Below are 21,425 nucleotides of genomic sequence, written 5' to 3'. Positions count from 1 at the left end.
AGCGGCTCGCCGGCCCCGGATGTGTCCGTTGCGCGAGTTCCGTTCTCGGATTGACCGTAAGCTGCAGGGAGCCCGAGACAGCCCGCGGCAAGTCCGGCAATGAAGCGACGACGGTGCATGGGTTCTGCGCGGCCAGCCTGCGAGGGATTTGCCACGAAGATGATTTCAATATCGACATAATTGTTTGCACGGAGCGCGGGAAGCTGACGAAGCGGCTATCAGGTCGCTTCGGCCAGACCTGTTACCGTCGGGACACGTTATCCGTGCAAAAACGGTACGTCGTTACTTGTCGGAAGCCCGCGTCGGGCGTGATCCACGGCGGGGGGAAGCCGAGCCGGTTCACCGCGTCCGGGAAATACTGCGGTTCGAAGCAGATTCCCGCATGCGCTCCATGCGTCAGAGCACCGATTCCATGGTTCGTGACGGGCAGATGCGCGCCGTCATAGAGCTGGAGGCCCGGCGCCGTGGTGCGCACCTCCATCGCCATGCCGCTGCGTGACGAGCGGGCCCGGGCGACGAGCCTGGGCGCGGCGGGATCGCCGGCAGCAGGGCCGGCGTCATCGAGCACGAAGTTTGTGTCGAAGCCGATCCCCTGATCGGCGAGGCGCCGGAAGCTGCGCAGATCGAACGGTGTCCCGTCGACGGGTGCAATCTCGCCGGTCGGGATCTGGTCCGCATCGACGGGCGTGTAGTGCCGCGCGGCCACCGCGACCTCCAGCTCGCGCACCGAATGGCCGGGGTCGAGGGTGAAATAGGAATGATGGGCGAGGCTGACCGGCGTCGGCGCGTCGGTTCGGGCCGTCATTTCGATTTCCAGCGTGGACGGCGCGACGAGCCGGTAGGTGCAGAGCACGTCGAGCGTGCCGGGATAACCCTCCTCGCCGTCGGTCGAACGATAGGCGAGCGTGACGGCGTTTCCCGCGGCTGTTTCAACCCGCCACGACCGATGCGAGAAGCCCCGCGCGCCACCATGCAGATGGGTGACGCCCCGCTCGTTGCGCGCCAGCTCGTAGACACGCCCGTTCAGGGTGAAGCGGCCGTTGCGGATGCGGTTGGCGACGCGTCCGCAGGTGGCGCCGAGATAGGCGGGGTTGGCGAGATAGGAGGAGAGGTCGTCATAACCGAGCACGACCCGACGCATCACGCCACCCGAGCCGGGAACCTCGAGGTCGCGCAGCGTCGCTCCCCAGCTCAGCACCCGCGCCCGCGTTCCGTCCGGGCCGGTCAGGACGATCTCGTGGATCGGATCGCCATCCGGCGCCGCGCCGATCTGCATGACCGTGCCACTCATCATATCGCCCTGTCGGTAGGTCTCAGAGCCGGTCGGCGAAAGCCGGCGCGCTGCCGGCCGTCGGCTCGGCGGGGCCGTGATGGTGCCGACACTCGCCATGGTCGGCAAGGATCTCGATGACCCGGCAACCCGCGACATGGCCGTGGGAGCAGCCCTCCACCATGCGCATCAGCTCGGCCTGCAGCGCCGTGAGGCTGGCGATGCGGCGCTCCACGGCAACGAGATGATCCCGGGCAATAGCATCCGCAGCGGCACAGGATTGATTCGGATTGTCCTGCAATTGCAGTAGCGTGCGGATAGCATCGATCTCGAAGCCGAGCTCGCGCGCGTGGCGGATGAAGGCCAGGCGGCGCATGTCCTCGGCGCCGTAGGAACGCCTTCCGCCCTCGGTGCGGGGCGGGCTGGGGAGGAGACCGATCTCCTCGTAGTAGCGGATGGTCGGCACCTTCACGCCGCTCGCGCGGGCTGCCTCCCCGATGCTGAAATGACCCTTCATTTCGCGCTTGCTCCTCTAGTCACTAGAGGAATTAGTGTGCCGACGACGTGAAGGCAAGGCAGGAAGAGGAGCCGCGACATGTCGGCCGTGAAGACCCGCTACCGCATCGACGGCATGGACTGCGCGTCCTGTGCCAGCAAGATCGACACCGCCGTCCGGCGGCTCGACGGGGTGGCGGACGTGTCGGTCTCGGTGACGGCCGGGACCATGACGGTGGAACATGATGGCGCCGATCTCGCGCTGGTGGAGAAGCGCGTCTCCGGCCTCGGCTACGGCATCATGCCGCTGCTCCGGCCCGCCGCGCGGGGGCCCGCGCCGGCCGATGAGGCACGGCATGATCATGACCACGACCACGGGGCATGCGGCGGGCACGACCACGGGGACCACGACCACGCGGACCATGATCATGCGGGCCATCGGCATGCGCCGTCCGCCGGCGCCGCTACCCCCGCCGGGAGGGTAGCAGAGGGAGTAGCAAAACCCGTAGCAGACGGGCCCCGGAGAGTAGCAGACGAGGCCCATGGAGTAGCGACGGGTAGCACTGGTAGCCACGCGCACGACCACACCCATCTGCCGGGCGACGGGCCGTGGTGGCGGAGCGGCAAGGCACGGCTGACGGTGGTCTGCGGCGCGGCGCTGGCGGCGGCCTATGGGGTCGGGCATTTCTTTCCCGCGTTCGATCCGTGGATCTTCATCGCCGCCCTGCTGATCGGCCTCGTGCCGATCGCCCGGCGCGCGGTGATGGCGGCGCTGGCCGGCACGCCCTTCTCGATCGAGACGCTGATGACCATCGCCGCCGTCGGCGCGGTGATCATCGGCGCGTCGGAAGAAGCGGCGGCGGTGGTGTTCCTGTTCCTCGTCGGCGAACTGCTGGAAGGCGTCGCCGCCGGCCGGGCGCGCGATTCCATCCGCGCCCTCACGGCGCTGGTGCCGAAGACCGCGCGGGTCGTCGAGGCGGGCGGCACGCGCGAGGTGCCGGCCGAGAACCTGCGGATCGGCGACGTCATCCTCGTGCGGCCGGGCGAGCGCATTCCCGCCGACGGCGAGGTGCTGGAGGGCGCCGGCTCGGTGAACGAGGCGCCGGTGACCGGCGAGAGCGTGCCGGTGGGCAAGGAGAAGGGCGACACGGTCTTCGCCGGCACGGTGAACGGCGAGGCGGCGCTCACCGTCCGCGCCACCACCGAGCCGTCCGACAACACCATCGCCCGCGTCGTCCGCCTCGTCGAGGAGGCGCAGGAGAGCAAGGCGCCGACCGAGCGCTTCATCGACCGCTTCTCGCGCTGGTACACGCCTTTCGTGATGGTGCTGGCGGCGCTGGTGGCAGTGGTGCCGCCGCTCGTCGCCGGCGCGGCCTGGGACGAGTGGATCTACAAGGGCCTCGCCATCCTGCTCATCGGCTGCCCCTGCGCGCTGGTCATCTCGACGCCGGCGGCCATCGCGGCCGGGCTCGCCTCGGGCGCGCGGCGCGGCCTGCTGATCAAGGGCGGCGCGGTGCTGGAGGTGCTGCGCACGGTCAATGCGGTGGCGCTCGACAAGACCGGCACGCTGACCGAGGGCAAGCCGAAGGTGACGGATCTCATCGCCTTCGACGGCGACGAGGCGGCCCTGCTGGCCCGCGCCGCCGCGCTGGAGGCGGGCTCCACCCATCCGCTGGCGGTGGCGATCCTCGCCGAGGCCGAAGCCCGCTCGCTCGCCTATCCGGCGGCGCGCGACGCCGGCGCGCTGGGCGGGGAGGGCGTCAGCGGCACGGTGGACGGGGTGGCGCTGTTCCTCGGCTCGCCCAAGGCGGCGGCCGCGCGCGCCCCGCTGACCACCGAGCAGCAGGCGGCCATCGGCGCGCTGAACGATGCCGGCAAGACCGTCTCGGTGCTGCTGGCGGACGGCCGCGCCGAGGGCGTCATCGCCATGCGCGACGAGCCGCGCGCCGATGCCCGCGCCGGCCTCGCGGCGCTGAAGGCGGCGGGCATCCGCACGGTGATGCTCACCGGCGACAATGAGCGCACCGCGAAGGCCATCGGTGGCGACCTCGGCATCGAGGTGCGGGCCGGGCTGATGCCGGCCGACAAGCAGCGCATCGTCGGCGAACTGAAGGCCGAGGGGCTGACCGTCGCCAAGGTGGGCGACGGCATCAACGACGCCCCGGCGCTGGCGGCGGCGGATGTCGGCATCGCCATGGGCGGAGGCACCGACGTGGCGCTGGAGACGGCGGACGCCGCCGTGCTGCACGGGCGGGTCGCGGATGTCGCCGGCATGATCGCGCTGTCGCGGGCGACCATGCGCAACATCCACCAGAACATCACCCTCGCGCTTGGGCTGAAGGCGGTGTTCCTCGTCACCACCATCGCCGGGATCACCGGCCTGTGGCCGGCCATCCTCGCCGATACCGGCGCGACCGTTCTGGTGACGGCGAATGCGCTGAGATTGCTGGGCCGACGGGAGAGCTGACCGGGGGATTCGGCCGAGCCTGGGAGCGCGGGGAAGGCGAGGATGGCCGGGCCGGGCCCGGCCATGACGGCGGTTGTCCGGGAGCGTCGCGTCTTTCCTCGCGAGTGGCTTCCGGCCGTGATTGCCGAAGGGGACTTGCCGGAAGAGTCTTGCGCTGGGTCCCGGCTCGGCGCTCCGCCTTTGGCATCGCTGGGCCGGGACACGAGGGGCGCGCCGGGGTGATGGTCGTGGGGCGGGTGGGGTGCCCGGGAGAAGAGCGCCGTCCATGCACCGTCATGGCCGGGCCCGGCCCGGCCATCCACGCCTTTGGCGCGGGGAAGACGCGGATCCCCGGGCCAAGCCCGGGGATGACATTGTGGTGGGTTTCATCGTCATCCCGGAATGGCCGCAGGCCAATCCGGGATCGGCTGCAGAAAAGCGAGCGGAACGCGATCCCGGCTCTTGCTCCGCTCGTCCGGGATGACGATCAGGAAACTCCTCTCCCCGCCCACGGGTCTCGCCTGCGGCGAGCCCGAGGACAGGCTCCGCGGGTCGGTGAGGGGGAGACACGCTTGCGGAGCGTCCAAGACCCCTCACCCCAACCCTCTCCCCGCCGGGGAGAGGGAGTGCGGCCGGCTCGACTACTTCTTCGCGAGCTGCTTCAGCCAGCGCTTCGCCTGCGTGCGCACGTTCTTCGGGGCGGTGCCGCCATAGGAGACGCGGCTCGCCACCGATTTCGAAACGGAGAGCACGCCGAACACGTCCTCGTTGATGCGCGGCTCCACCGCCTGCATCTCGGCCAGCGAGAGCTTGTGCAGCGGCACATCCCTGCCCGCCGCCAGCGCGACGATGCGGCCGGTGACGTGGTGCGCCTCGCGGAAGGGCAGGCCGAGCACGCGCACCAGCCAGTCGGCGAGGTCGGTGGCGGTGGAATAGCCGCCGCCGGCCGCTTCCTTCATGCGCTTGGCGTCCGGCACCATGTCGCGCACCATGCCGGCCGTCGCGGCGATCATCAGCGAGAGGGTGGAGAGGGCGTCGAAGGCGCCTTCCTTGTCCTCCTGCATGTCCTTGGCATAGGCGAGCGCCAGGCCCTTCATCACCATCAGCAGGCCCGAGAACGCGCCGGCGATGCGGCCGATCTTGGCGCGCACCAGCTCGGCGGCGTCCGGGTTGCGCTTCTGCGGCATGATCGACGAGCCGGTGGTGAAGCGGTCGGACAGCTTGAGCAGGCCGGTGAGCGGCGAGGTCCAGATCACGATCTCCTCGGCGAAGCGGGAGAGGTGCATGGCGCAGATCGAGGCGGCGGCCAGCGTCTCCAGCACGAAGTCGCGGTCGGAGACGGAATCGAGCGAGTTTGCCGTCGGCCGGTCGAAGCCGAGCGCCTTCGCGGTGGCGAAGCGGTCGATGGGGAAGGAGGTGCCGGCGAGCGCGGCGGCGCCGAGCGGGCACTCGTTGAGCCGGGCGCGGGCATCCGCCAGCCGGCCGCGGTCACGGCCGAGCATCTCGACATAGGCGAGCAGATGGTGGCCGAAGGTGACGGGCTGGGCGGTCTGCAGATGGGTGAAGCCGGGCATCACCGTATCGGCATGGGCCAGCGCCTTTTCCACCAGCGCCTGCTGGAGGTCCCTGAGCTGGGTGTCGAGCGTGTCGACGGTGTCGCGGACATAGAGGCGGAAGTCGGTCGCCACCTGGTCGTTGCGCGAGCGGGCGGTGTGGAGGCGGCCGGCGGAGGCGCCGATCAGCGTCGCCAGGCGCGATTCCACGTTCATGTGGATGTCCTCCAGCGCCCGCTGGAAGGTGAAGTCGCCCTTCTCGATCTCTGACAGGATCGTGTCTAGACCGGCGACGATCTTTTCGGCATCAGCCTTGTCGATGATCCCCTGGGCCGCCAGCATCGAGGCATGGGCCTTCGACCCCGCGATGTCCTGCGCGTACAGGCGCTGGTCGAAACCGATGGAGGCGTTTATCTCCTCCATGATCGCATCGGGCCCGGTCTCGAAGCGGCCGCCCCACATCTTGTTGCTCATGTTAGACTTTTCTCCGCGAGGACGGCCATGACTGAACGACCTGAGGACACCGTCGAGCCCGCTGGCAGCGGTTCGGGGCGGTCCGGCGGCCGGTTCGCCCTGATCGTGGCCGCCGCCGTCTTGCTGGGCGCCATCGCCGGGCTGGCAGGCGTATACGGGATCGGGGGCGGCGGGCGCAACGCCGTTGCGGTCGGAGCTGATGCGCAGAGCGCGCCGGACGGCGGCGCGGAGGTGGCGCAAGAGCCGGCGCCGGCCGTGGCGGGGGCGCCCGACGAGGCCTGCCGCGCCGCGAGCGACACCGCCCGGCGCATCGCCGGCCTCGCCAGGGGCGAGCTTGCCGCCTTCGCGCCGACGCTGAAGCCCACCCGCATTCCCGATCTCGCCTTCCTCGGCCCGGACGGCGCGCCGACGACGCTGTCGGCGGTGGGCGGCGACGGGCTGAAGCTCGTCAACATCTGGGCGACCTGGTGCGTGCCGTGCCGCAAGGAGATGCCGGCGCTCGACGAGTTGCAGGCCAGCCTCGGCGCCAAGGGCGGCGCGGGCACGCCGGGCTTCGAGGTGGTGGCGGTGAACATCGACACGCGCGACCCGAACAAGCCGAAGGCGTTCTTCGACGAGATCGGCATCAAGAATCTGGCGCTCTATGCCGACCCGAAGGCGCAGGCCTTCCAGGACCTGCGCGCGGTGGGGCGCGGCTTCGGCCTGCCGACCACGATGCTGATCGACGCCAAGGGCTGCGAGATCGGCCATATCGCCGGCCCCGCCGAATGGGCGAGCGCGGACGCGGTGGCGCTGGTGAAGGCGGCGCTGGCCGGGGGGGAGCCCGCCGCCGCCTCGCCGGCGCCCTAGCGGCGCACCATGAGGCGGTGGAGAGTCAGGGGGTAGCTGATCTGCCCGCAGGCCTGGTAGTCCTTCTCCGAGAGATCGATGACGAGCAGCCCGTCCCACAGGGGCTCCATCGCCGAGCGGGTGCGGATGAGCGTCGCCAGCGTCGAGGCGCCGCAGGCCGATTCGATGATGAACAGCGACCCCGCCTCCTGCAGCACCGCCCCGAGGGCCGCCTCGCGGATGTGCTGCACGATGGAATGCCGGCGCTCCGCCTGATTTCCCGCGTCGCCCACGCGGAAGGAAACCATCAAGACCGCCATTCCCGCCTCCCGATCCCGCCACTGCGATGACTATAGGTTGTATTGTATAATAATGCATCTATTGGCTGCGATGGCGCGAAACGGGTGGCGTGGCGTCGCGGGAAGGACTAAGAGGCGGCTTCACGCGCCGCAGGAGCCATCCATGTCCGCTTCGGAGCCCGCTTCGAAGCCTGTTGCCCGCACCGGGCTCGCCACTTCCGTCGCCGGACCGATGCCGATGGCCGCGGCCGACTGGGGCGCGCTGGTGCTGCTGGCGCTGATCTGGGGCGGCTCCTTCTTCTTCGGCAAGGTGGCGGTGAAGGAGATCCCGCCGCTGACCATGGTGCTGTGCCGCGTCGCCATCGGCGCTCTGGCGCTGTTCGTGATCGCGCGGGCGCGCGGCGTCCGGCTGCCGCTGAACCGGGGGCTGGCGGCGGAGTTCGCGGTGCTGGCGCTGATCGCCAACATCATTCCCTTCGGGCTGATCGCCTGGTCGCAGCAGCACATGCCGAGCGGGCTGTCCTCCATTCTCAACGCGGCGACGCCGCTCTTCACCGTGCTGGTGGCACAGGCCTTCACGCGCGACGAGAAGTTCACCGCCGGCAAGCTGGTGGGCGTCGCGCTGGGCTTCACCGGCGTCGCGGTGATGATGGGGCCGGCGCTGCTCGGCCAGCTCGGCGGGCACCAGCTGCCGGCGCAGCTTGCGGCGATCGGGGCGACGGTCTCCTACGGCTTCGCCAGCGTGTACGGCCGCCGCTTCCGGCACCTGCCGCCGCTCGGCGTGGCGATGGCGCAGCTCGCGGCCTCCAGCCTGCTGCTGGCGCCGGTGGCGCTGCTGATCGACCGGCCGTGGCTGCTGCCGGTACCCTCGCCGCACGTGCTGGGCGCGCTGGCCGGGCTCGGCGTGCTCTCCACCGGTATCGCCTATGTCATCTTCTTCCGCATCCTGGCGCGGAACGGGGCGACCAACATCTCGCTGGTCACCTTCCTCGTGCCGGTGAGCGCGATCCTGCTCGGGGCGCTGTTCCTCGGCGAGGCGCTGGAGCCGCGCGAATTCCTCGGCTTCGGCGTGATCGCGCTGGGGCTGGCGGCGATCGACGGGCGGCCGGCGCGGTGGGTGGCGAACGGTTTCGGCCGCGCCTGACGCGGATCAGCCCAAGGTCGTCTTCAGCACCGCGTGCACGCGCTCGATGACGCGGCGCACGGGGGTGAGGAAGCGGTCCTCGTGGTGCGTGACCAGCCATTGCTCGTGCTCCAGCTCCTCGATGGGCGCCCCGAGCCGACGCAGGCCGGTCTCGGCGTCGCCGACGAAGGTGGGCAGCACCGCCTTCGCCGCTCCCGCCAGCGCCAGGTCGAGCGCGTTGCGTGGATGCGTCACCTCGATGGCCGGGGAGGCATCCGCCTGCTGCTTCACCCAGTGCGCGGAGGGCGTCGTGCCGATCACCCGCACCCAGGCGGCGACGCCGGCATCCGCCGCATAGACGGCGAACTGTACACGGCTTGTGCGCCGGTAGGCGAGGCCCGGCTGGTCGGGCCGCCGGTTGCGGATGCCGATCACTGCCTCGCGATGCGCGATGTCGAGCACATGGTCGGCCGCTATGAAGCGCAGCGCCACCGCGTCGTCCGCGGTGAGGGTTGGGGCGTGCGCGCAGAGCAGACGTGTCACCCAGCTTCCCGCCGAGATCTTGACCACCGGCAGCGCGCCGTTGTTCCGCGCCTCGGCGAGCGGGGTGATGCGGCCTTCGAGTTCGATCGCACGGGAGAGAAGCTCCCTGCCCTGATCGGTCAGCGCGTAGCCGCGCGGCTGCCGCTCGAACAGCTCCAGCCCCAGCCGGCGCTCGAGCGCCAGCATGCGTCGGCCCAGCGTCGGCGCGCTCTTGCCGGTGGCGCCGGATGCCGGACCAAGGCCTCCGTGTCGCGCCACGGCGAGGAACAGGCGAAGATCGTCCCAGTCGAAGTCACTTTCATTCATGAAATGATCGTTACAACAGGTTTCATAGGTGAAGCGACATTCGTGTGGCGTAGTGACGTGGTTCGCAACGCGAGAAGCCACCATGAAACTGCTCGACACCGAGATTGCGCCGCTGGGAATGGGATGCTGGCCGATCGGCGGGCCGATGTTCTCCGGCGCCGAGCCGCTGGGCTACACGAATGCCGATGACGGCGAATCGATCCGCGCCATTCATGCCGCGCTCTCAGCGGGTATCGCGCTGTTCGACACCGCGGCGGTCTATGGCGCCGGCCATGCGGAGCGCCTGCTGGCGCGGGCTCTGAAAGGTCGGCCGGAGGCGCTGGTCGCCACCAAGATCGGCATCGCCATCGACGAGGAGAAGCGGCAACTGCTGGGCGAGGAGACCGATCCCCGCGCAGTGTTGCCGGCCATAGACCGCTGCCTCGCCCGGCTGGAGCGCGACAGGATCGACGTGCTGTTCCTGCATCTCAACGACCTTTCCGTGCCGCAGGTGGAGCCGCTGTTCGAGGCGATGGAACGGGCGTGGGGGATGGGGAAGGTGTGCGCCTATGGCTGGAGCACCGACCTGTCGGCGAGCGTGCGGGCGGTGGCCGACCGGCCCGGCTTCATGGCGGTCCAGCACGCCATGAACATCTTCATTGACGCGCCGGGGATGCAGGCGACGGTTCAGGAGAAAGGGCTGCACGCCTTCATCCGCTCGCCGCTCGGCATGGGCCTGCTGACCGGGAAATATGACGCGGCGTCGGTCATGCCCGCCGGGGACATTCGCGCGACGGCGAACACCGTGACCGGCTACTTCCGCAATGCGCGGCCCAATCCGCTTTTCCTCGCCCAGCTCGACGCGGTGCGCGACCTGCTGACGAGTGGAGGTCGCACGCCGGCACAGGGCGCGCTAGCGTGGCTGTGGGCGAAATCGGACCGCAACGTCCCGATCCCGGGCGCGCGGACCGTGGCGCAGATCGAGGGCCTCGCCGGTGCGCTCGCCTTCGGGCCACTTCCCGCCGACGTCATGGCCGAGATCGAAAGGGTGCTGGCGCGGCAGCCGGAGGAGGAGCGCCCCCGATGAGGACGCCCGCCCCTCACCGCGTCGGGACCGGCTTCTCGCCGCGGTAGTCGTAGAAGCCGCGCTGGGTCTTGCGGCCGAGCCAGCCGGCTTCGACGTATTTCACCAGCAGCGGGCAGGGGCGGTACTTGGAATCGGCCAGCCCCTCGTGCAGCACCTGCATGATCGACAGGCAGGTGTCGAGGCCGATGAAGTCGGCGAGCTGCAGCGGGCCCATCGGGTGGTTGGCGCCGAGCCGCATGGCGGTGTCGATGGCGTCCACCGAGCCGACGCCCTCATAGAGGGTGTAGATCGCCTCGTTGATCATCGGCAGCAGGATGCGGTTGACCATGAAGGCGGGGAAATCCTCCGACACCGCATAGGTCTTGCCGAGCCGCGAGACGAAGGCCTTGGACAGCTCGAAGGTCTCATCCTCGGTGGCGATACCGCGCACCAGCTCGACGAGCTGCATGATCGGCACCGGGTTCATGAAGTGGATGCCGATGAAGCGCTCCGGCCGGTCGGTCGAGGCGGCGAGGCGGGTGATCGAGATGGACGAGGTGTTGGTGGCGAGAATCGCCTCCGGCTTCAGGAACGGGCAGACCGTGGAGAAGATCTTGCGCTTGATCTCCTCCTTCTCCACCGCCGCCTCGATCACCAGGTCGACGTCCGCGAGGTCCGCCGTCTGGTCGGTGCCGTGGATGCGGCCGAGCGCGGCCTTCTTCTCGTCCTCGCCATACAGGCCCTTGGCGGCCTGCCGGGCCATGTTGCCGTTGATGGTGGCGAGGCCCGACTTGATGCGGTCCAGCTCGAGGTCGTTCAGCACGACGTCATAGCCGGCGAGCGCGCACACATGCGCGATGCCGTTGCCCATCTGGCCGGCACCGATAATGCCGACTCGCTTGATCTCGAAAGCCATCACAACGTCCGTTTTGCCCCACGCCGACAGGTGGCAGTATAGTGCCCCGTCAGGCTTTTGCCTTAGCTATTTCGGTCTTCAGAGCCGGCACCACCTCGAACAGGTCGCCGACGATGCCGAAGTCGGCCACCTGGAAGATCGGCGCTTCCTCGTCCTTGTTCACCGCCACGATGACCTTGGAGTCCTTCATGCCGGCGAGATGCTGGATGGCGCCGGAAATGCCGAGCGCGATGTAGAGGTCGGGCGCCACCACCTTGCCGGTCTGGCCGACCTGCCAGTCGTTCGGCGCGTAGCCCGCGTCCACGGCGGCGCGCGAGGCGCCGACCGCCGCGCCCAGCGCGTCGGCCAGCGGCTCGATCACCGCGTGGAAGTTCTCTGCCGAGCCGACGGCGCGCCCGCCGGAGACGATGATGCGGGCGGCGGTGAGCTCGGGGCGGGCGCTGGCGGCGATCTCCTCGCCGACGAAGCTCGACCCAGCCGCGGTGCCGGCGGGCTCGACGGCGCGGATCGGCGCCGAGGATACGCCCGTTGCCTCGCCGGTGGCGGCGAAGGAAGCGGTGCGGATGGTCAGCACCTTCTTGCCGTCGGTGGCGCGCACGCGCTGGATGGCGTTGCCGGCATAGATCGGCCGGTCGAAGGTGTCGGGCGCGACGACGGCGATCACGTCGGAGACCTGCATCACGTCGAGCAGGGCGGCGATGCGCGGCATCACGCTCTTCCACACGGCGGTGGAGGGGGCGACGACGGCGCCGTATTCCTTCGCCAGCGCGACGCCGAGCGCGGCGACCGGCTCGGCGAGGCGATGGGCATAGGCGGGCGCGTCGGCCAGGAGGACCTCGGCGACGCCGTCGAGCTTCGCGGCGGCCTCGGCGGCGGCACGGGCGTTCTCGCCCACCACCAGCACGTGGACCGGGGCGCCCAGCGCCTTCGCGGCGGTGAGCGCGCGGGCGGTGACGGGGTTCAGGCTGGCGTCGTCATGTTCGGCGAGCAGCAGGGTCGGCAAGCTATCGGCCATGGTCAGAGCACTCCCGCCTTCTTGAGATGGTCGACCAGCTCGGCGGCCGAGCCGACCTTGATGCCCGCCGTGCGGCCGGCCGGCTCCGAGGTCGAGAGGATTTCGAGCCGGGGCGCGAGGTCGACGCCGAGATCGGCCGGGGACTTCTCGTCGATCGGCTTCTTCTTGGCCTTCATGATGTTGGGCAGGCTGGCGTAGCGCGGCTCGTTGAGGCGCAGATCGGTGGTCAGCACCGCCGGCAGGTCGAGGCGCAGGGTCTGAAGGCCGCCGTCGATCTCGCGGGTGACCTCGACGCCGGTGTCGCCGAGCACGACCTTCGAGGCGAAGGTCGCCTGCGGCCAGCCGAGCAGGGCGGACAGCATCTGGCCGGTCTGGTTGCAGTCGTCGTCGATCGCCTGCTTGCCGAGGATGACGAGGGTCGGGCCCTCCGCCTCGACGACCTTCTTCAGCAGCTTGGCGACGGTGAGGGGCTCGATGCCGGCTTCGTCGGTCTTCACCCAGATGCCGCGGTCGGCGCCCATGGCGAGCGCGGTGCGGATGGTCTCGTCGGTCTTCGCCGGGCCGATGGAGACGGCGACGACCTCGCTCGCCTTGCCGGCCTCCTTCAGGCGCAGCGCCTCCTCGACGGCGATCTCGTCGAAGGGGTTCATCGACATCTTGATGTTGGCGAGCTCGACGCCGGAGCCGTCCGGCTTCACGCGGATCTTGACGTTGTAGTCGACCACCCGCTTCACGGGCACCAGGATCTTCATCACACTTCTCCCGCCGGGCGGAGGAGGGGTCCGCCCTTGGCAGCCGCATTCGGGGAAGGCGATGCCGCCGCAGGCCGAGCAGGGCGTCTTGGAGGGGCGCCTGAAGGCGAGGCTGGGAAGCGGCATCGGCCCGCGGAAAACGCCGCGAAACTATGGTTCGGCCTATGCCCTGTCAACGCCGGAGCGCGACCCGATTTCACACCGGGGGACGCCCGTCCGGCGTGCCGTCGCGCGTCATCACCCAGAGCGGCACGCCCTTGCGGCGCATGAAGACGATGAGCACCGCGCCGGCGAGCAGGCCGCCAATATGCGCCCACCAGGCGGTGTCCTGGTCGCCCGACGCGATGACGCTCCACAGCTGGAAGGCGATCCAGGCGCCGAGCGGCCAGACGGCGGGGATGCGCAGCGGGATGCGCATGAACATCAGCACCCAGATCCGCACGTTGGGATGCAGCATGAGATAGGCGCCGACCAGCCCGGAAATGCCGGCGGAGGCCCCGACCAGCGGCGAGGCGGAATCGGGCACCGCGAGCGAATGGGCAAGGCCGCCGGCGATGCCGCAGAGCAGGTAGAAGGCGAGGAAGCGCACATGGCCGAGCGCGTCCTCCACATTGTCGCCGAACACCCAGAGGAACGCCATGTTGCCGGCCAGATGCATCCAGCCGCCATGCAGGAACATGTAGCTGATCAGCGTCAGCTCGGAGGGCAGGCGGGCATATTCGTCCGGCAGCACGGCGGCGTGCGTCACCACGGCGGGGATGGCGCCGTAGCCGAAGGCCGAGGCGACGTCGATCTCCGGCCGGTAGCCGTGCTGGAGCAGCAGGAAGACCAGCACGTTGGCCGCGATCAGCGCCCAGGTGACATAGGCGTGGGTGATGCCTTCGAGCGGGTTGTCGTCGTTGAAGGGGATGAGCATGGCCCGCGCCTTCAGTCGCCGCGCCCGGCGGCGGGGACCCACAGCACGTCGCCACCCGTTTGGTCCGCCGCGCGGGCATTGGCCGCGCGGCTCATGACGAAGAGCAGATCCGACAGCCGGTTGAGATATTTCACCGCCGCCGGCGAGACGATCTCGCCCGGGGTCTGGGAGAGCTCGACCGCCAGCCGCTCGGCGCGCCGGCAGACGGTGCGCGCGACGTGCAGATGCGCCGCCGCCGGCGTGCCGGCCGGCAGCACGAAGGAGCGCAGCGGCTTCAGCGGGGCGTTGAGGGTGTCGATGTCGCGCTCCAGCCTGTCGACCTGCGTGCCGACGATGCGCAGCGGCTCGTAGCCGAGATCGGCGCCGGTGTCGGGCGTGGCGAAGTCGGCGCCGAGGTCGAACAGGTCGTTCTGGATGCGGGCCAGCATCGCGTCGATGTCCGGCAGGGCGGCGGCGTGCAGGCGCGCCACGCCGATGGCGGCGTTGGTCTCGTCCACCGTACCGTAGGCGCAGACGCGCAGATCGTGCTTGGCGCGGCGCTCGCCGGTGCCGAGCGCGGTGGTGCCGTCGTCGCCGGTACGGGTGTAGATGCGGTTCAGCACGACCATGGCAGATGCGCCTCGCCTCAGCCCCGGTTCATCAGGATGATGGTCAGCAGCACGAAGCAGAGCGCCACCGCCTGCAAGATCACGCGCCACTGCATCAGCTTCTGCGAGACGAGGGGCGAGCCGCCCCGCGCCATGTTGGCCAGGCCGAGAATCAGCACCAAGGCGACCGAGCCCAGGGCGATCGGCAGCACCATGAATTTGGCGATGGTGACGAGGTCCATCGAGGTCTCCGGCGGCCCCTGCGGGACCGATCTAGTTCAGCGCGAGAATGGCAGCATTCAGCGCGGTCGCATAGGACACCCACAGGAGATAGGGGGCCAGGAGCCACGCCGCCATGCGGTCGATGCGCACGCAGGCGACAATGGTGGCGGCGATGGCGAGCCAGAGCGCCAGGATGACCAGGAGCGCCGCGCCGATCGCCTCCAGCCCGAAGAAGACCGGCGACCACAGGGCGTTGAGCGCCAGCTGGAGAAACCAGAGCCCGATGGCGGCGCGCCGCCGCGGAGAAGGGCCGTGGAGCTGCCAGAGCCGCCAGAGCGCCACCGCCATCAGCACGTAGAGCGTGGTCCAGACGACGGGGAAAAGCGCGTCGGGCGGCGTCCAGGCCGGCTTGGCGAGGGCGGCGTACCAGGTCGGGATCTTCGGGGCGGTGACGAGCGAGCCGACGGCGCCGACGGCGAGGCACAGCCCGACCGCCAGCACGAGGCGGAAGAAGGAGAGGGTTTTCATGCGGCTCCTTCGGCGATGCAACAGACCTGCACTATGCCGCCACTATGCCGCGATCCGGTCGCCAAGTGCATCGGCGTATGCGCCGTATCCGGCCGTCATCCCCGGACTTGTCCCGGGGATCCGCGCTTTTGGGCCGGGCGCATGGCCGTATCCGAGGTCGTGGATGGCCGGACCAGGCCCGGCCATGACGGCCCCTGGAGCGGTTCCCGGCCAGGACCGGCCAAGAGCAGCTGGTCTTCACGTCGGCTGCGGCGCGGCGCCGGGCACCGGCGCGTGACGGGCGAGATCGCGGAAGGCGGAGGAGGCCTCGTCGAGCTTCGCCGTCCATTCCGGGTCGGGCGTCTGCCCGCGAATGGCGCGGTCATAGGCCTGCAGCAGCGCGGCGATGGCGAGCGGCTCGATCAGCGCCGCGGCCAGCCCCCAGGCGAAGATGGCGGCGAAGATCACGCCGGCACCGGCGAGCCCGTCGGGCAGGGCATAGGCGAGGGCGATGGCGGGGCCGAGCACCAGCAGGAAGATCAGCGCCAGCGCGACCAGCCTGAACAGCACGATCCAGACCGCGTTGCGGATCAGCGGGCCGGCGTTCTGGGCGTAGAGCACCAGCCCGTCGCGCGCCGCGTCGGCCGGCGGCTCGTCCTCGCGACGGATGATGTAGGCGAGGACGATCTCGTCGACGAGGCCGAGCGCGATGGTGAGCACGGCGTTGATGAGGTTGTTGACGGCTCTGAAGCCGGGAATCCAGAAGGTCAGAATGTCGAGCAGGCCGACGAGGGCGTGCACGCCGCCGCGAATCAGGATGTCGATGCCGAACAGCACGTTCACTTCGAGGAAGCGGGCCTTCACCGTGGCGACGGCGTGGGCGATCTGCGGAAGACCACTGGGTAATTTGCCGCCGCGCAGCAGCGCGTCCATCGCCGCGACATGGCCGGCCTTTATCAGATAGACGAGATACTGGCGCACCCACCAGAGCACGCCGAAGACGAGGCCGAGGCCGCACAGGCCGCCGATCGTCGCGCCGACGAGCCCGCTCTCGCCGCTGAGGGCATTGCCGACGATCCAGCCGATGACGAGGCCGAGGACGGTGCCGAACACGAAGCCGGCGGCGATGAGGCTGTAGACGGCGAGGCGCAACAGCACGAAGGGCCAGGTGCGCAGCACCAGCCCGAGCGTCGTCGCGATCGAGAAATCCCACATGTCGTTCCACCCCCGCTCCGGCGGCGGGGGTAGCGTAGAACCCTTTCGGGCCGAAGGGGAAGGGCCGCGCCTCAGGCGGCGAGATGCTTCTCGATCTCGTAGACCGGCAGCTTCACCATGTCGCGATCGACCTCGGCGGCGATCGCCTCGCGCGCCGCCTTGCCGAGCAGCGGGCGCAGCGCGCCGAGCGCGCGGGGCGCGGCGACCACGACGAGGGTGCGCGCCTCCCCCGCCGCCACGGCGGCGTCGAGGCGGGTGGCGAGCTTGCGCAGGAAGGCGCGCTCGGCCTCCTCGTGCCAGTCGGTCGGCTCGACGGACGAGCGGGCGGTGCCGACCGATTCGTGCACCCGGCCGGGGGCGTCGGTGCCCTGCTCGCGGGTCGGCGGGTTCTCGTGCTCGTGCGTCTCGTGGGTGCGCAGGTTGGGGAAGGTGGCGTCGCCTTCGTTGCGCAGGATCAGGGCCTTGCGTCCATCGCAGACCACCACCCAGGCGCCGGCGTCGATCTTGATCTTGTCGTAACTCGTCATGCGAGCCTCCTCCGTCATTTCGTGCCAGTGCACACGGCCGGCGGGCCGGATGCCTTGACCTTGGTCAAGCGGAGGAGAGGGGCGGAAGTTCCCGCCGGGCGCGGCGAGGGCCGAAGAGCCTGCGGCAGAAGAGCTGGGCGGAAGACCTAGAGCCGGCCCTCGCGGGCCCGCTTGATCGCGGCGTTGAGTTCGCCGCCATACACGAAGATCGAGGCCGTGGTGTAGAGGAAGACGAGCGCCACCATCACCGAGGCGAGGCCCGCATAGGTGGTGACGTAGTTGTTGGCGAATTCCGCGAGATAGCGGCCGAAGGCGGCGCCGGCGGCGAGCCACAGGCCGAGCGTCACCAGGATGCCCGGCGCCACTTCCGCCAGCGTGCGCCGGCCCGAGGGCAGCCACATATGCGCCACCACCAGCGCCACGATCAGGATGGCCGAGGTCGCGGCGTAGCGCAGGAAGGTGATGACCCAGCCGAAGGGCGCCAGCGCCGGCACGTAGCGCACCGCCGTGAGCCACAGCACCGGGCCGAGAACCACGAGGAAGGACAGCGCCAGCAGGCCGGCGGCGCCGACCAGCACATAGCCGATGGATTCGAGGCGCAGCCAGTACCAGGCGCGGCCCTCGCGCACGCCATAGGCGCGGTTGAGGCCGATGCGCAGGCTCTCGATGCCGTTGGACGAGAAGTAGATGGCGAGCACCACGCCGATGGTCAGGACATCGGTGCGCACCTGGGTGAGCACGTTGCGGATCTCGCGGCCGATGGGCTCGGCCACCTGGGCGGGCCAGGCTTCCAGCATGAGCTGCACCGTCTCGTCCGCGAGGTTCTTGAAATCGAAGAACGCGGCCAGAGCGGTGACGAAAATGAGGAAGGGGAAGAGCGACATCAGCGCGGAGAGCGCGATGTGGCTGGAAATCGCCCACCCGTCGTCCTCGACGAAGCGCCAGAAGGCGTCCCAGGCGATGTCGAAGGCGCGCAGCAACGGTTCCGGTCTCCTCGCGGAAGCGGGCAGGCAGGCGGGCGGACGGCGAACGAATCCCTGCGTGACATCGGATGTCGGGCGCCAAAAGGCAAGCCTTTGCGGCCACTATGGTAAAGCGGCCGCCGGGGCGCCTCTGGCGGAGCCGGGAGGCGCCCCCCATTTCGCTTTGGCGCCCGGCCGCCGCCTTGTGGTAGATAGGGCGCCCCTTTCATGACCTGCGAGTGAAGCCATGACCGCCTCCTCCCTGCGCGCCGTTCCCGTCACCGAGACTCGTCTCGGCGCGGAAGCGCCGCGCGCGCAGGGGCCGGGACATGAGCCGCCGGCGGGCGATGTGCATACGGTGATGCTGGCGATCGGCGCCCGCGCCCGCGCCGCCGCCCGCACGCTGGCGCTGGCTTCCTCCGAGGCCAAGAGCGCCGGGCTGAAGGCCGCCGCCGCCGCCATCCGCGCCCATGCCGCCGCCATCCTCGCCGCCAATGCGGAAGATGTCGCCGCCGCGCGGGAGGCCGGCATGACCGCCTCCATGCTCGACCGGCTGACGCTGAACGAGGCGCGGCTCGACGCCACGGCGCGCGGCGTCGAGGAGATCGCCGAGCTCCCCGATCCGGTCGGCAAGGTGACGGAGAGCTGGGAGCGGCCGAACGGGCTGCGCCTCGAGCGCGTGCGCACGCCGCTCGGCGTGGTCGGCGTGATCTATGAGAGCCGGCCCAACGTGACGGCCGACGCCGGCAGCCTGTGCCTGAAGGCAGGCAATGCGGTGATCCTGCGCGGCGGCTCGGACAGCTTCAATTCCAGCCGTGCCATCCACGCCGCGATGGTCGAGGGGCTGACGGGGGCCGGCCTGCCGGCCGACGCCATCCAGCTCGTGCCGACCCGCGACCGGGCGGCGGTGGGCGAGATGCTGGCCGGGCTCGGCGGCAATGTCGACGTGATCGTGCCGCGCGGCGGCAAGAGCCTCGTCGCCCGCGTGCAGAGCGAGGCGCGGGTGCCGGTCTTCGCGCATCTGGAAGGCATCGTGCACGTCTATGTCGACAAGGGCGCCGACCTCGCCAAGGCGCTGACCATCGTGAAGAACGCCAAGCTGCGCCGCACCAGCGTGTGCGGAGCGGCGGAGACGCTGCTGGTCGACCGCGCCGATGCCGGCCGGCTGCTCGCCCCGCTCGTCACCATGCTGCTCGACGAGGGCTGCGAGGTGCGCGGCGACGCGCAGGCGCAGGCGGTCGACACGCGCGTGAAGCCGGCGAGCGACGAGGACTGGCGCACCGAATATCTCGACGCGGTGATCTCGGTGAAGCTGGTGGACGGCGTGAAGGCGGCCATCGACCATATCGAGACCTACGGCTCGCACCACACCGACGCGGTGCTGACCGAGGACGCGGCGGTGGCCGAGACGTTCCTCGCGGAGGTCGATTCGGCGATCGTGGTGCACAACGCCTCGACGCAGTTCGCCGATGGCGGCGAGTTCGGCTTCGGCGGCGAGATCGGCATCGCGACGGGGCGCATGCACGCGCGCGGGCCGGTGGGCGCCGAGCAGCTCACCTCCTTCAAGTACCGGGTGCGCGGCACCGGCCAGATCCGGCCGTGAGCGACCGACGGCCGGCGACCGGGCCGCGGGCGGCGGATCTGCGCATCCCGCCGCTTGCGCCGGGCATGCGCATCGGGCTCTATGGCGGCAGCTTCAACCCCGCCCATGCCGCGCACCGCGCCGCCAGCCTGCTCGCGCTCAAGCGGCTGAAGCTCGACCGGGTGTGGTGGCTGGTGACGCCGGGCAACCCGCTGAAGGACAATCACCGCCTGCCGCCGCTCGCCGCGCGGCTCGAACAGGCGCGCGGCGTGGCGCGCCATCCCGCGCTGGTGCCGACCGGGCTCGAGGCCGGGCTCGGCACGCGCTACAGCTTCGACACGGTGGCGGCGCTGGTGCGGCGCTTCCCGCAGGTGCATTTCGTCTGGCTGATGGGGGCGGACAACCTCGCCTCCTTCCACCGCTGGCAGCGCTGGGACGAGCTGGCGGCGCTGGTGCCGATGGCGGTGATCGACCGGCCGGGCTGCACCTTTCCCGCCATGGCGGCACCGGCCGCCGGCGCGCTCGCCCGCTGGCGGCGCCCGGAGAGCGCGGCGGGCCGGCTGGCCCGGATGGCGCCGCCCGCCTGGGTCTTCCTGCACGGGCTGAAGTCGCCGATGTCCTCGACGCAGCTGCGCGAAGGGGCGGAGGCGGGAGCCCGGCGGAAATAGGGGGGAGGGCCCGGTCCGGCCTGGCGATTGTCGCCGCCCGGCCCTTGGAGCTGTCATCTTTGACTGGTAGAGCCTGCCGGCGCCTGCGGAATCCGGCCGCGTTTCGCCGCTTCGGGAGCCGACGCCGCCTTCGGAAGCGGTTCCCCGGCCGGCCCCGGTTGAAAAGGACCGGGGTTCCGCACTATCTTGAAAAGGCATGAACGGTGCGGAATGTCCGCCCGGATCTGCCGTAATGACGAGAGGATCAGGACCCCTGTCCATCATGGCGCTCTCCGCAGCTGCCTCCAGCCCGGCGACTGCACCTGTCTCCGAAGCGCGTCTCGACGCCGAGGGGATGCTAGCCCTCGTTCTCGCCCGTCTGGAAGACGACAAGGCCGAGGACATCGTTTCCATCGAACTTCGTGGCAAGACGACCATCGCCGACTACATGGTCGTTGCGTCCGGCCGATCCCAGCGCCATGTCGGCGCCATTGCCGAGCACCTCGTCGAGGCGCTCAAGGAGCAGGGCGTCAAGGGCATACGCGTCGAGGGCATGCCGGCTTGCGACTGGGTGCTGATCGATGCGAGCGACGTCATCGTCCACGTCTTCCAGCCGGAAGTGCGCGGGTTCTACAACATCGAGAAGATGTGGTCGGGCGCGCTTCCGGGCGGCTCGCCCAAGATGACGCGCGGCTAGACCGCTTTGCGGCTGGTGATCGTTGCCGTGGGCCGGCTGAAGGCCGGGCCCGAGAGGGAGCTTTGCGCGCGCTATCTCGACCGCGCGGGCAAGGGCGGACGGGTGCTGGGCCTGTCCGGCCCCGACGTGATCGAAATCGCCGAAAGCGCGGCACGCCGCCCAGAGGACCGCATGGCGGACGAGGGCTCGGGGATCCTGGGCGCCCTGCCGGACCCCGGCGCGGTGATCGCCCTCGACCCGCGCGGGCGCGAGACCAGCAGCGAGGAACTGGCCGCCGACATCGCGGCGCTGCGCGACCGCGGCGTGCGGGCGCTGTCCTTCCTCATCGGCGGGGCGGACGGGCTGAGCGAGGCGGCGCGGGGGCGGGCCGACCGGCTCGTCGCTTTCGGACGAGCCACCTTTCCGCATCAGCTCGTCCGCGTCATGATGGCGGAGCAGATCTACCGCGCGACGACGATTCTGTCCGGCCACCCCTATCACAAGGCCTGACGGACGGGC

23 protein-coding genes are annotated in these 21,425 nt (G+C 70.2%); 8 read left to right on the top strand and 15 right to left on the bottom strand.

The window, feature by feature from the left end:
• Positions 1–241: 241 nt before the first annotated feature.
• Together STARVERO_RS16765 and STARVERO_RS16760 are read right to left on the bottom strand one after the other, a co-directional pair.
• Positions 242–1,294 carry an aldose epimerase family protein gene (locus STARVERO_RS16765; RefSeq protein ID WP_159600170.1) on the bottom strand — a complete coding sequence of 351 codons (1,053 nt, stop codon included), beginning with the start codon at positions 1,292–1,294 and terminating at the stop codon, positions 242–244.
• A gap of 19 nt (positions 1,295–1,313) precedes the next feature.
• Positions 1,314–1,787, bottom strand: a complete 474-nt coding sequence (locus STARVERO_RS16760) for a MerR family transcriptional regulator (protein ID WP_159600168.1) — start codon at positions 1,785–1,787, stop codon at positions 1,314–1,316.
• Between the two features lie 78 nt (positions 1,788–1,865).
• On the opposite strand from STARVERO_RS16760, the gene STARVERO_RS16755 reads away from it, so the two are divergent.
• On the top strand, positions 1,866–4,232 hold the full coding sequence (locus STARVERO_RS16755; RefSeq protein ID WP_159600166.1) for a heavy metal translocating P-type ATPase: 2,367 nt from the start codon (positions 1,866–1,868) through the stop codon (positions 4,230–4,232).
• Between the two features lie 620 nt (positions 4,233–4,852).
• Here the strand turns inward: STARVERO_RS16755 and argH are convergent.
• Complete coding sequence (gene argH / locus STARVERO_RS16750; RefSeq protein ID WP_144341035.1) at positions 4,853–6,238, bottom strand: argininosuccinate lyase; 1,386 nt, start codon at positions 6,236–6,238, stop codon at positions 4,853–4,855.
• Positions 6,239–6,265: 27 nt separating this feature from the next.
• Between argH and tlpA the strand changes: the two genes are divergently transcribed.
• Entirely contained in the window at positions 6,266–7,087 is an 822-nt protein-coding gene (tlpA, locus tag STARVERO_RS16745; protein ID WP_244616795.1) for a thiol:disulfide interchange protein TlpA, read from the top strand.
• Here the strand turns inward: tlpA and STARVERO_RS16740 are convergent.
• Positions 7,084–7,386 (bottom strand): hypothetical protein, encoded by a 303-nt coding sequence (locus STARVERO_RS16740; protein WP_144341034.1) that lies wholly within the window; start codon positions 7,384–7,386, stop codon positions 7,084–7,086. The two genes, tlpA and STARVERO_RS16740, sit on opposite strands and share 4 nt — an antisense overlap.
• Positions 7,387–7,603: 217 nt before the next feature.
• Between STARVERO_RS16740 and STARVERO_RS16735 the strand changes: the two genes are divergently transcribed.
• Entirely contained in the window at positions 7,604–8,509 is a 906-nt protein-coding gene (locus STARVERO_RS16735; RefSeq protein ID WP_422802175.1) for a DMT family transporter, read from the top strand.
• A 6-nt stretch (positions 8,510–8,515) separates the two neighbouring features.
• Here the strand turns inward: STARVERO_RS16735 and STARVERO_RS16730 are convergent, their stop codons facing one another.
• Positions 8,516–9,337, bottom strand: a complete 822-nt coding sequence (locus STARVERO_RS16730) for a LysR family transcriptional regulator (protein ID WP_159600162.1) — start codon at positions 9,335–9,337, stop codon at positions 8,516–8,518.
• A gap of 82 nt (positions 9,338–9,419) precedes the next feature.
• On the opposite strand from STARVERO_RS16730, the gene STARVERO_RS16725 reads away from it, so the two are divergent.
• A complete protein-coding gene (locus STARVERO_RS16725; protein ID WP_244616794.1) occupies positions 9,420–10,403 on the top strand; it encodes an aldo/keto reductase in 984 nt (327 codons plus the stop codon).
• Positions 10,404–10,416: 13 nt separating this feature from the next.
• Here STARVERO_RS16725 and STARVERO_RS16720 read toward each other — a convergent pair whose 3' ends face one another.
• From STARVERO_RS16720 to STARVERO_RS16675, 10 genes are all read right to left on the bottom strand, one after another.
• Entirely contained in the window at positions 10,417–11,298 is an 882-nt protein-coding gene (locus tag STARVERO_RS16720) for a 3-hydroxybutyryl-CoA dehydrogenase (protein ID WP_144341029.1), read from the bottom strand.
• A gap of 49 nt (positions 11,299–11,347) precedes the next feature.
• A complete protein-coding gene (locus STARVERO_RS16715; RefSeq protein ID WP_200837924.1) occupies positions 11,348–12,301 on the bottom strand; it encodes an electron transfer flavoprotein subunit alpha/FixB family protein in 954 nt (317 codons plus the stop codon).
• Between the two features lie 14 nt (positions 12,302–12,315).
• Positions 12,316–13,065, bottom strand: coding sequence for an electron transfer flavoprotein subunit beta/FixA family protein (locus STARVERO_RS16710; RefSeq protein ID WP_144341027.1), 750 nt, complete (start codon positions 13,063–13,065; stop codon positions 12,316–12,318).
• A 196-nt stretch (positions 13,066–13,261) separates the two neighbouring features.
• Positions 13,262–13,981 carry a rhomboid family intramembrane serine protease gene (locus STARVERO_RS16705; protein ID WP_144341026.1) on the bottom strand — a complete coding sequence of 240 codons (720 nt, stop codon included), beginning with the start codon at positions 13,979–13,981 and terminating at the stop codon, positions 13,262–13,264.
• A gap of 11 nt (positions 13,982–13,992) precedes the next feature.
• A complete protein-coding gene (locus STARVERO_RS16700) occupies positions 13,993–14,589 on the bottom strand; it encodes a cob(I)yrinic acid a,c-diamide adenosyltransferase (protein WP_159600158.1) in 597 nt (198 codons plus the stop codon).
• Positions 14,590–14,606: 17 nt separating this feature from the next.
• The gene (locus STARVERO_RS16695; protein ID WP_144341024.1) at positions 14,607–14,810 is read right to left on the bottom strand and encodes a twin transmembrane helix small protein; all 204 of its coding nucleotides are present in this window, start codon (positions 14,808–14,810) and stop codon (positions 14,607–14,609) included.
• 31 nt (positions 14,811–14,841) lie between these two features.
• Positions 14,842–15,318, bottom strand: a complete 477-nt coding sequence (locus STARVERO_RS16690; protein WP_159600156.1) for a TspO/MBR family protein — start codon at positions 15,316–15,318, stop codon at positions 14,842–14,844.
• 237 nt (positions 15,319–15,555) lie between these two features.
• Positions 15,556–16,512: a hypothetical protein gene (locus STARVERO_RS16685; RefSeq protein ID WP_159600154.1), complete on the bottom strand. Its 957-nt coding sequence runs from the start codon at positions 16,510–16,512 to the stop codon at positions 15,556–15,558.
• Positions 16,513–16,583: 71 nt separating this feature from the next.
• Entirely contained in the window at positions 16,584–17,039 is a 456-nt protein-coding gene (locus STARVERO_RS16680; protein WP_159600152.1) for a baeRF12 domain-containing protein, read from the bottom strand.
• A gap of 146 nt (positions 17,040–17,185) precedes the next feature.
• On the bottom strand, positions 17,186–18,019 hold the full coding sequence (locus STARVERO_RS16675) for a YihY/virulence factor BrkB family protein (protein WP_144341020.1): 834 nt from the start codon (positions 18,017–18,019) through the stop codon (positions 17,186–17,188).
• Between the two features lie 343 nt (positions 18,020–18,362).
• Between STARVERO_RS16675 and STARVERO_RS16670 the strand changes: the two genes are divergently transcribed.
• From STARVERO_RS16670 to rlmH, 4 genes are all read left to right on the top strand, one after another.
• Complete coding sequence (locus STARVERO_RS16670; protein ID WP_244616927.1) at positions 18,363–19,604, top strand: glutamate-5-semialdehyde dehydrogenase; 1,242 nt, start codon at positions 18,363–18,365, stop codon at positions 19,602–19,604.
• A 65-nt stretch (positions 19,605–19,669) separates the two neighbouring features.
• Positions 19,670–20,251, top strand: coding sequence for a nicotinate-nucleotide adenylyltransferase (locus STARVERO_RS16665; RefSeq protein ID WP_159601845.1), 582 nt, complete (start codon positions 19,670–19,672; stop codon positions 20,249–20,251).
• Positions 20,252–20,513: 262 nt separating this feature from the next.
• Positions 20,514–20,927, top strand: a complete 414-nt coding sequence (rsfS, locus tag STARVERO_RS16660; protein ID WP_144341018.1) for a ribosome silencing factor — start codon at positions 20,514–20,516, stop codon at positions 20,925–20,927.
• 6 nt (positions 20,928–20,933) lie between these two features.
• A complete protein-coding gene (rlmH, locus tag STARVERO_RS16655) occupies positions 20,934–21,416 on the top strand; it encodes a 23S rRNA (pseudouridine(1915)-N(3))-methyltransferase RlmH (protein WP_159600148.1) in 483 nt (160 codons plus the stop codon).
• Positions 21,417–21,425: the final 9 nt, after the last annotated feature.

Source organism: Starkeya nomas (assembly GCF_902703545.1).
In the GTDB taxonomy this organism is placed as follows: Bacteria; Pseudomonadota; Alphaproteobacteria; order Rhizobiales; family Xanthobacteraceae; genus Ancylobacter; species Ancylobacter moscoviensis.
This window is presented reverse-complemented; position numbering and strand designations above follow the sequence as displayed.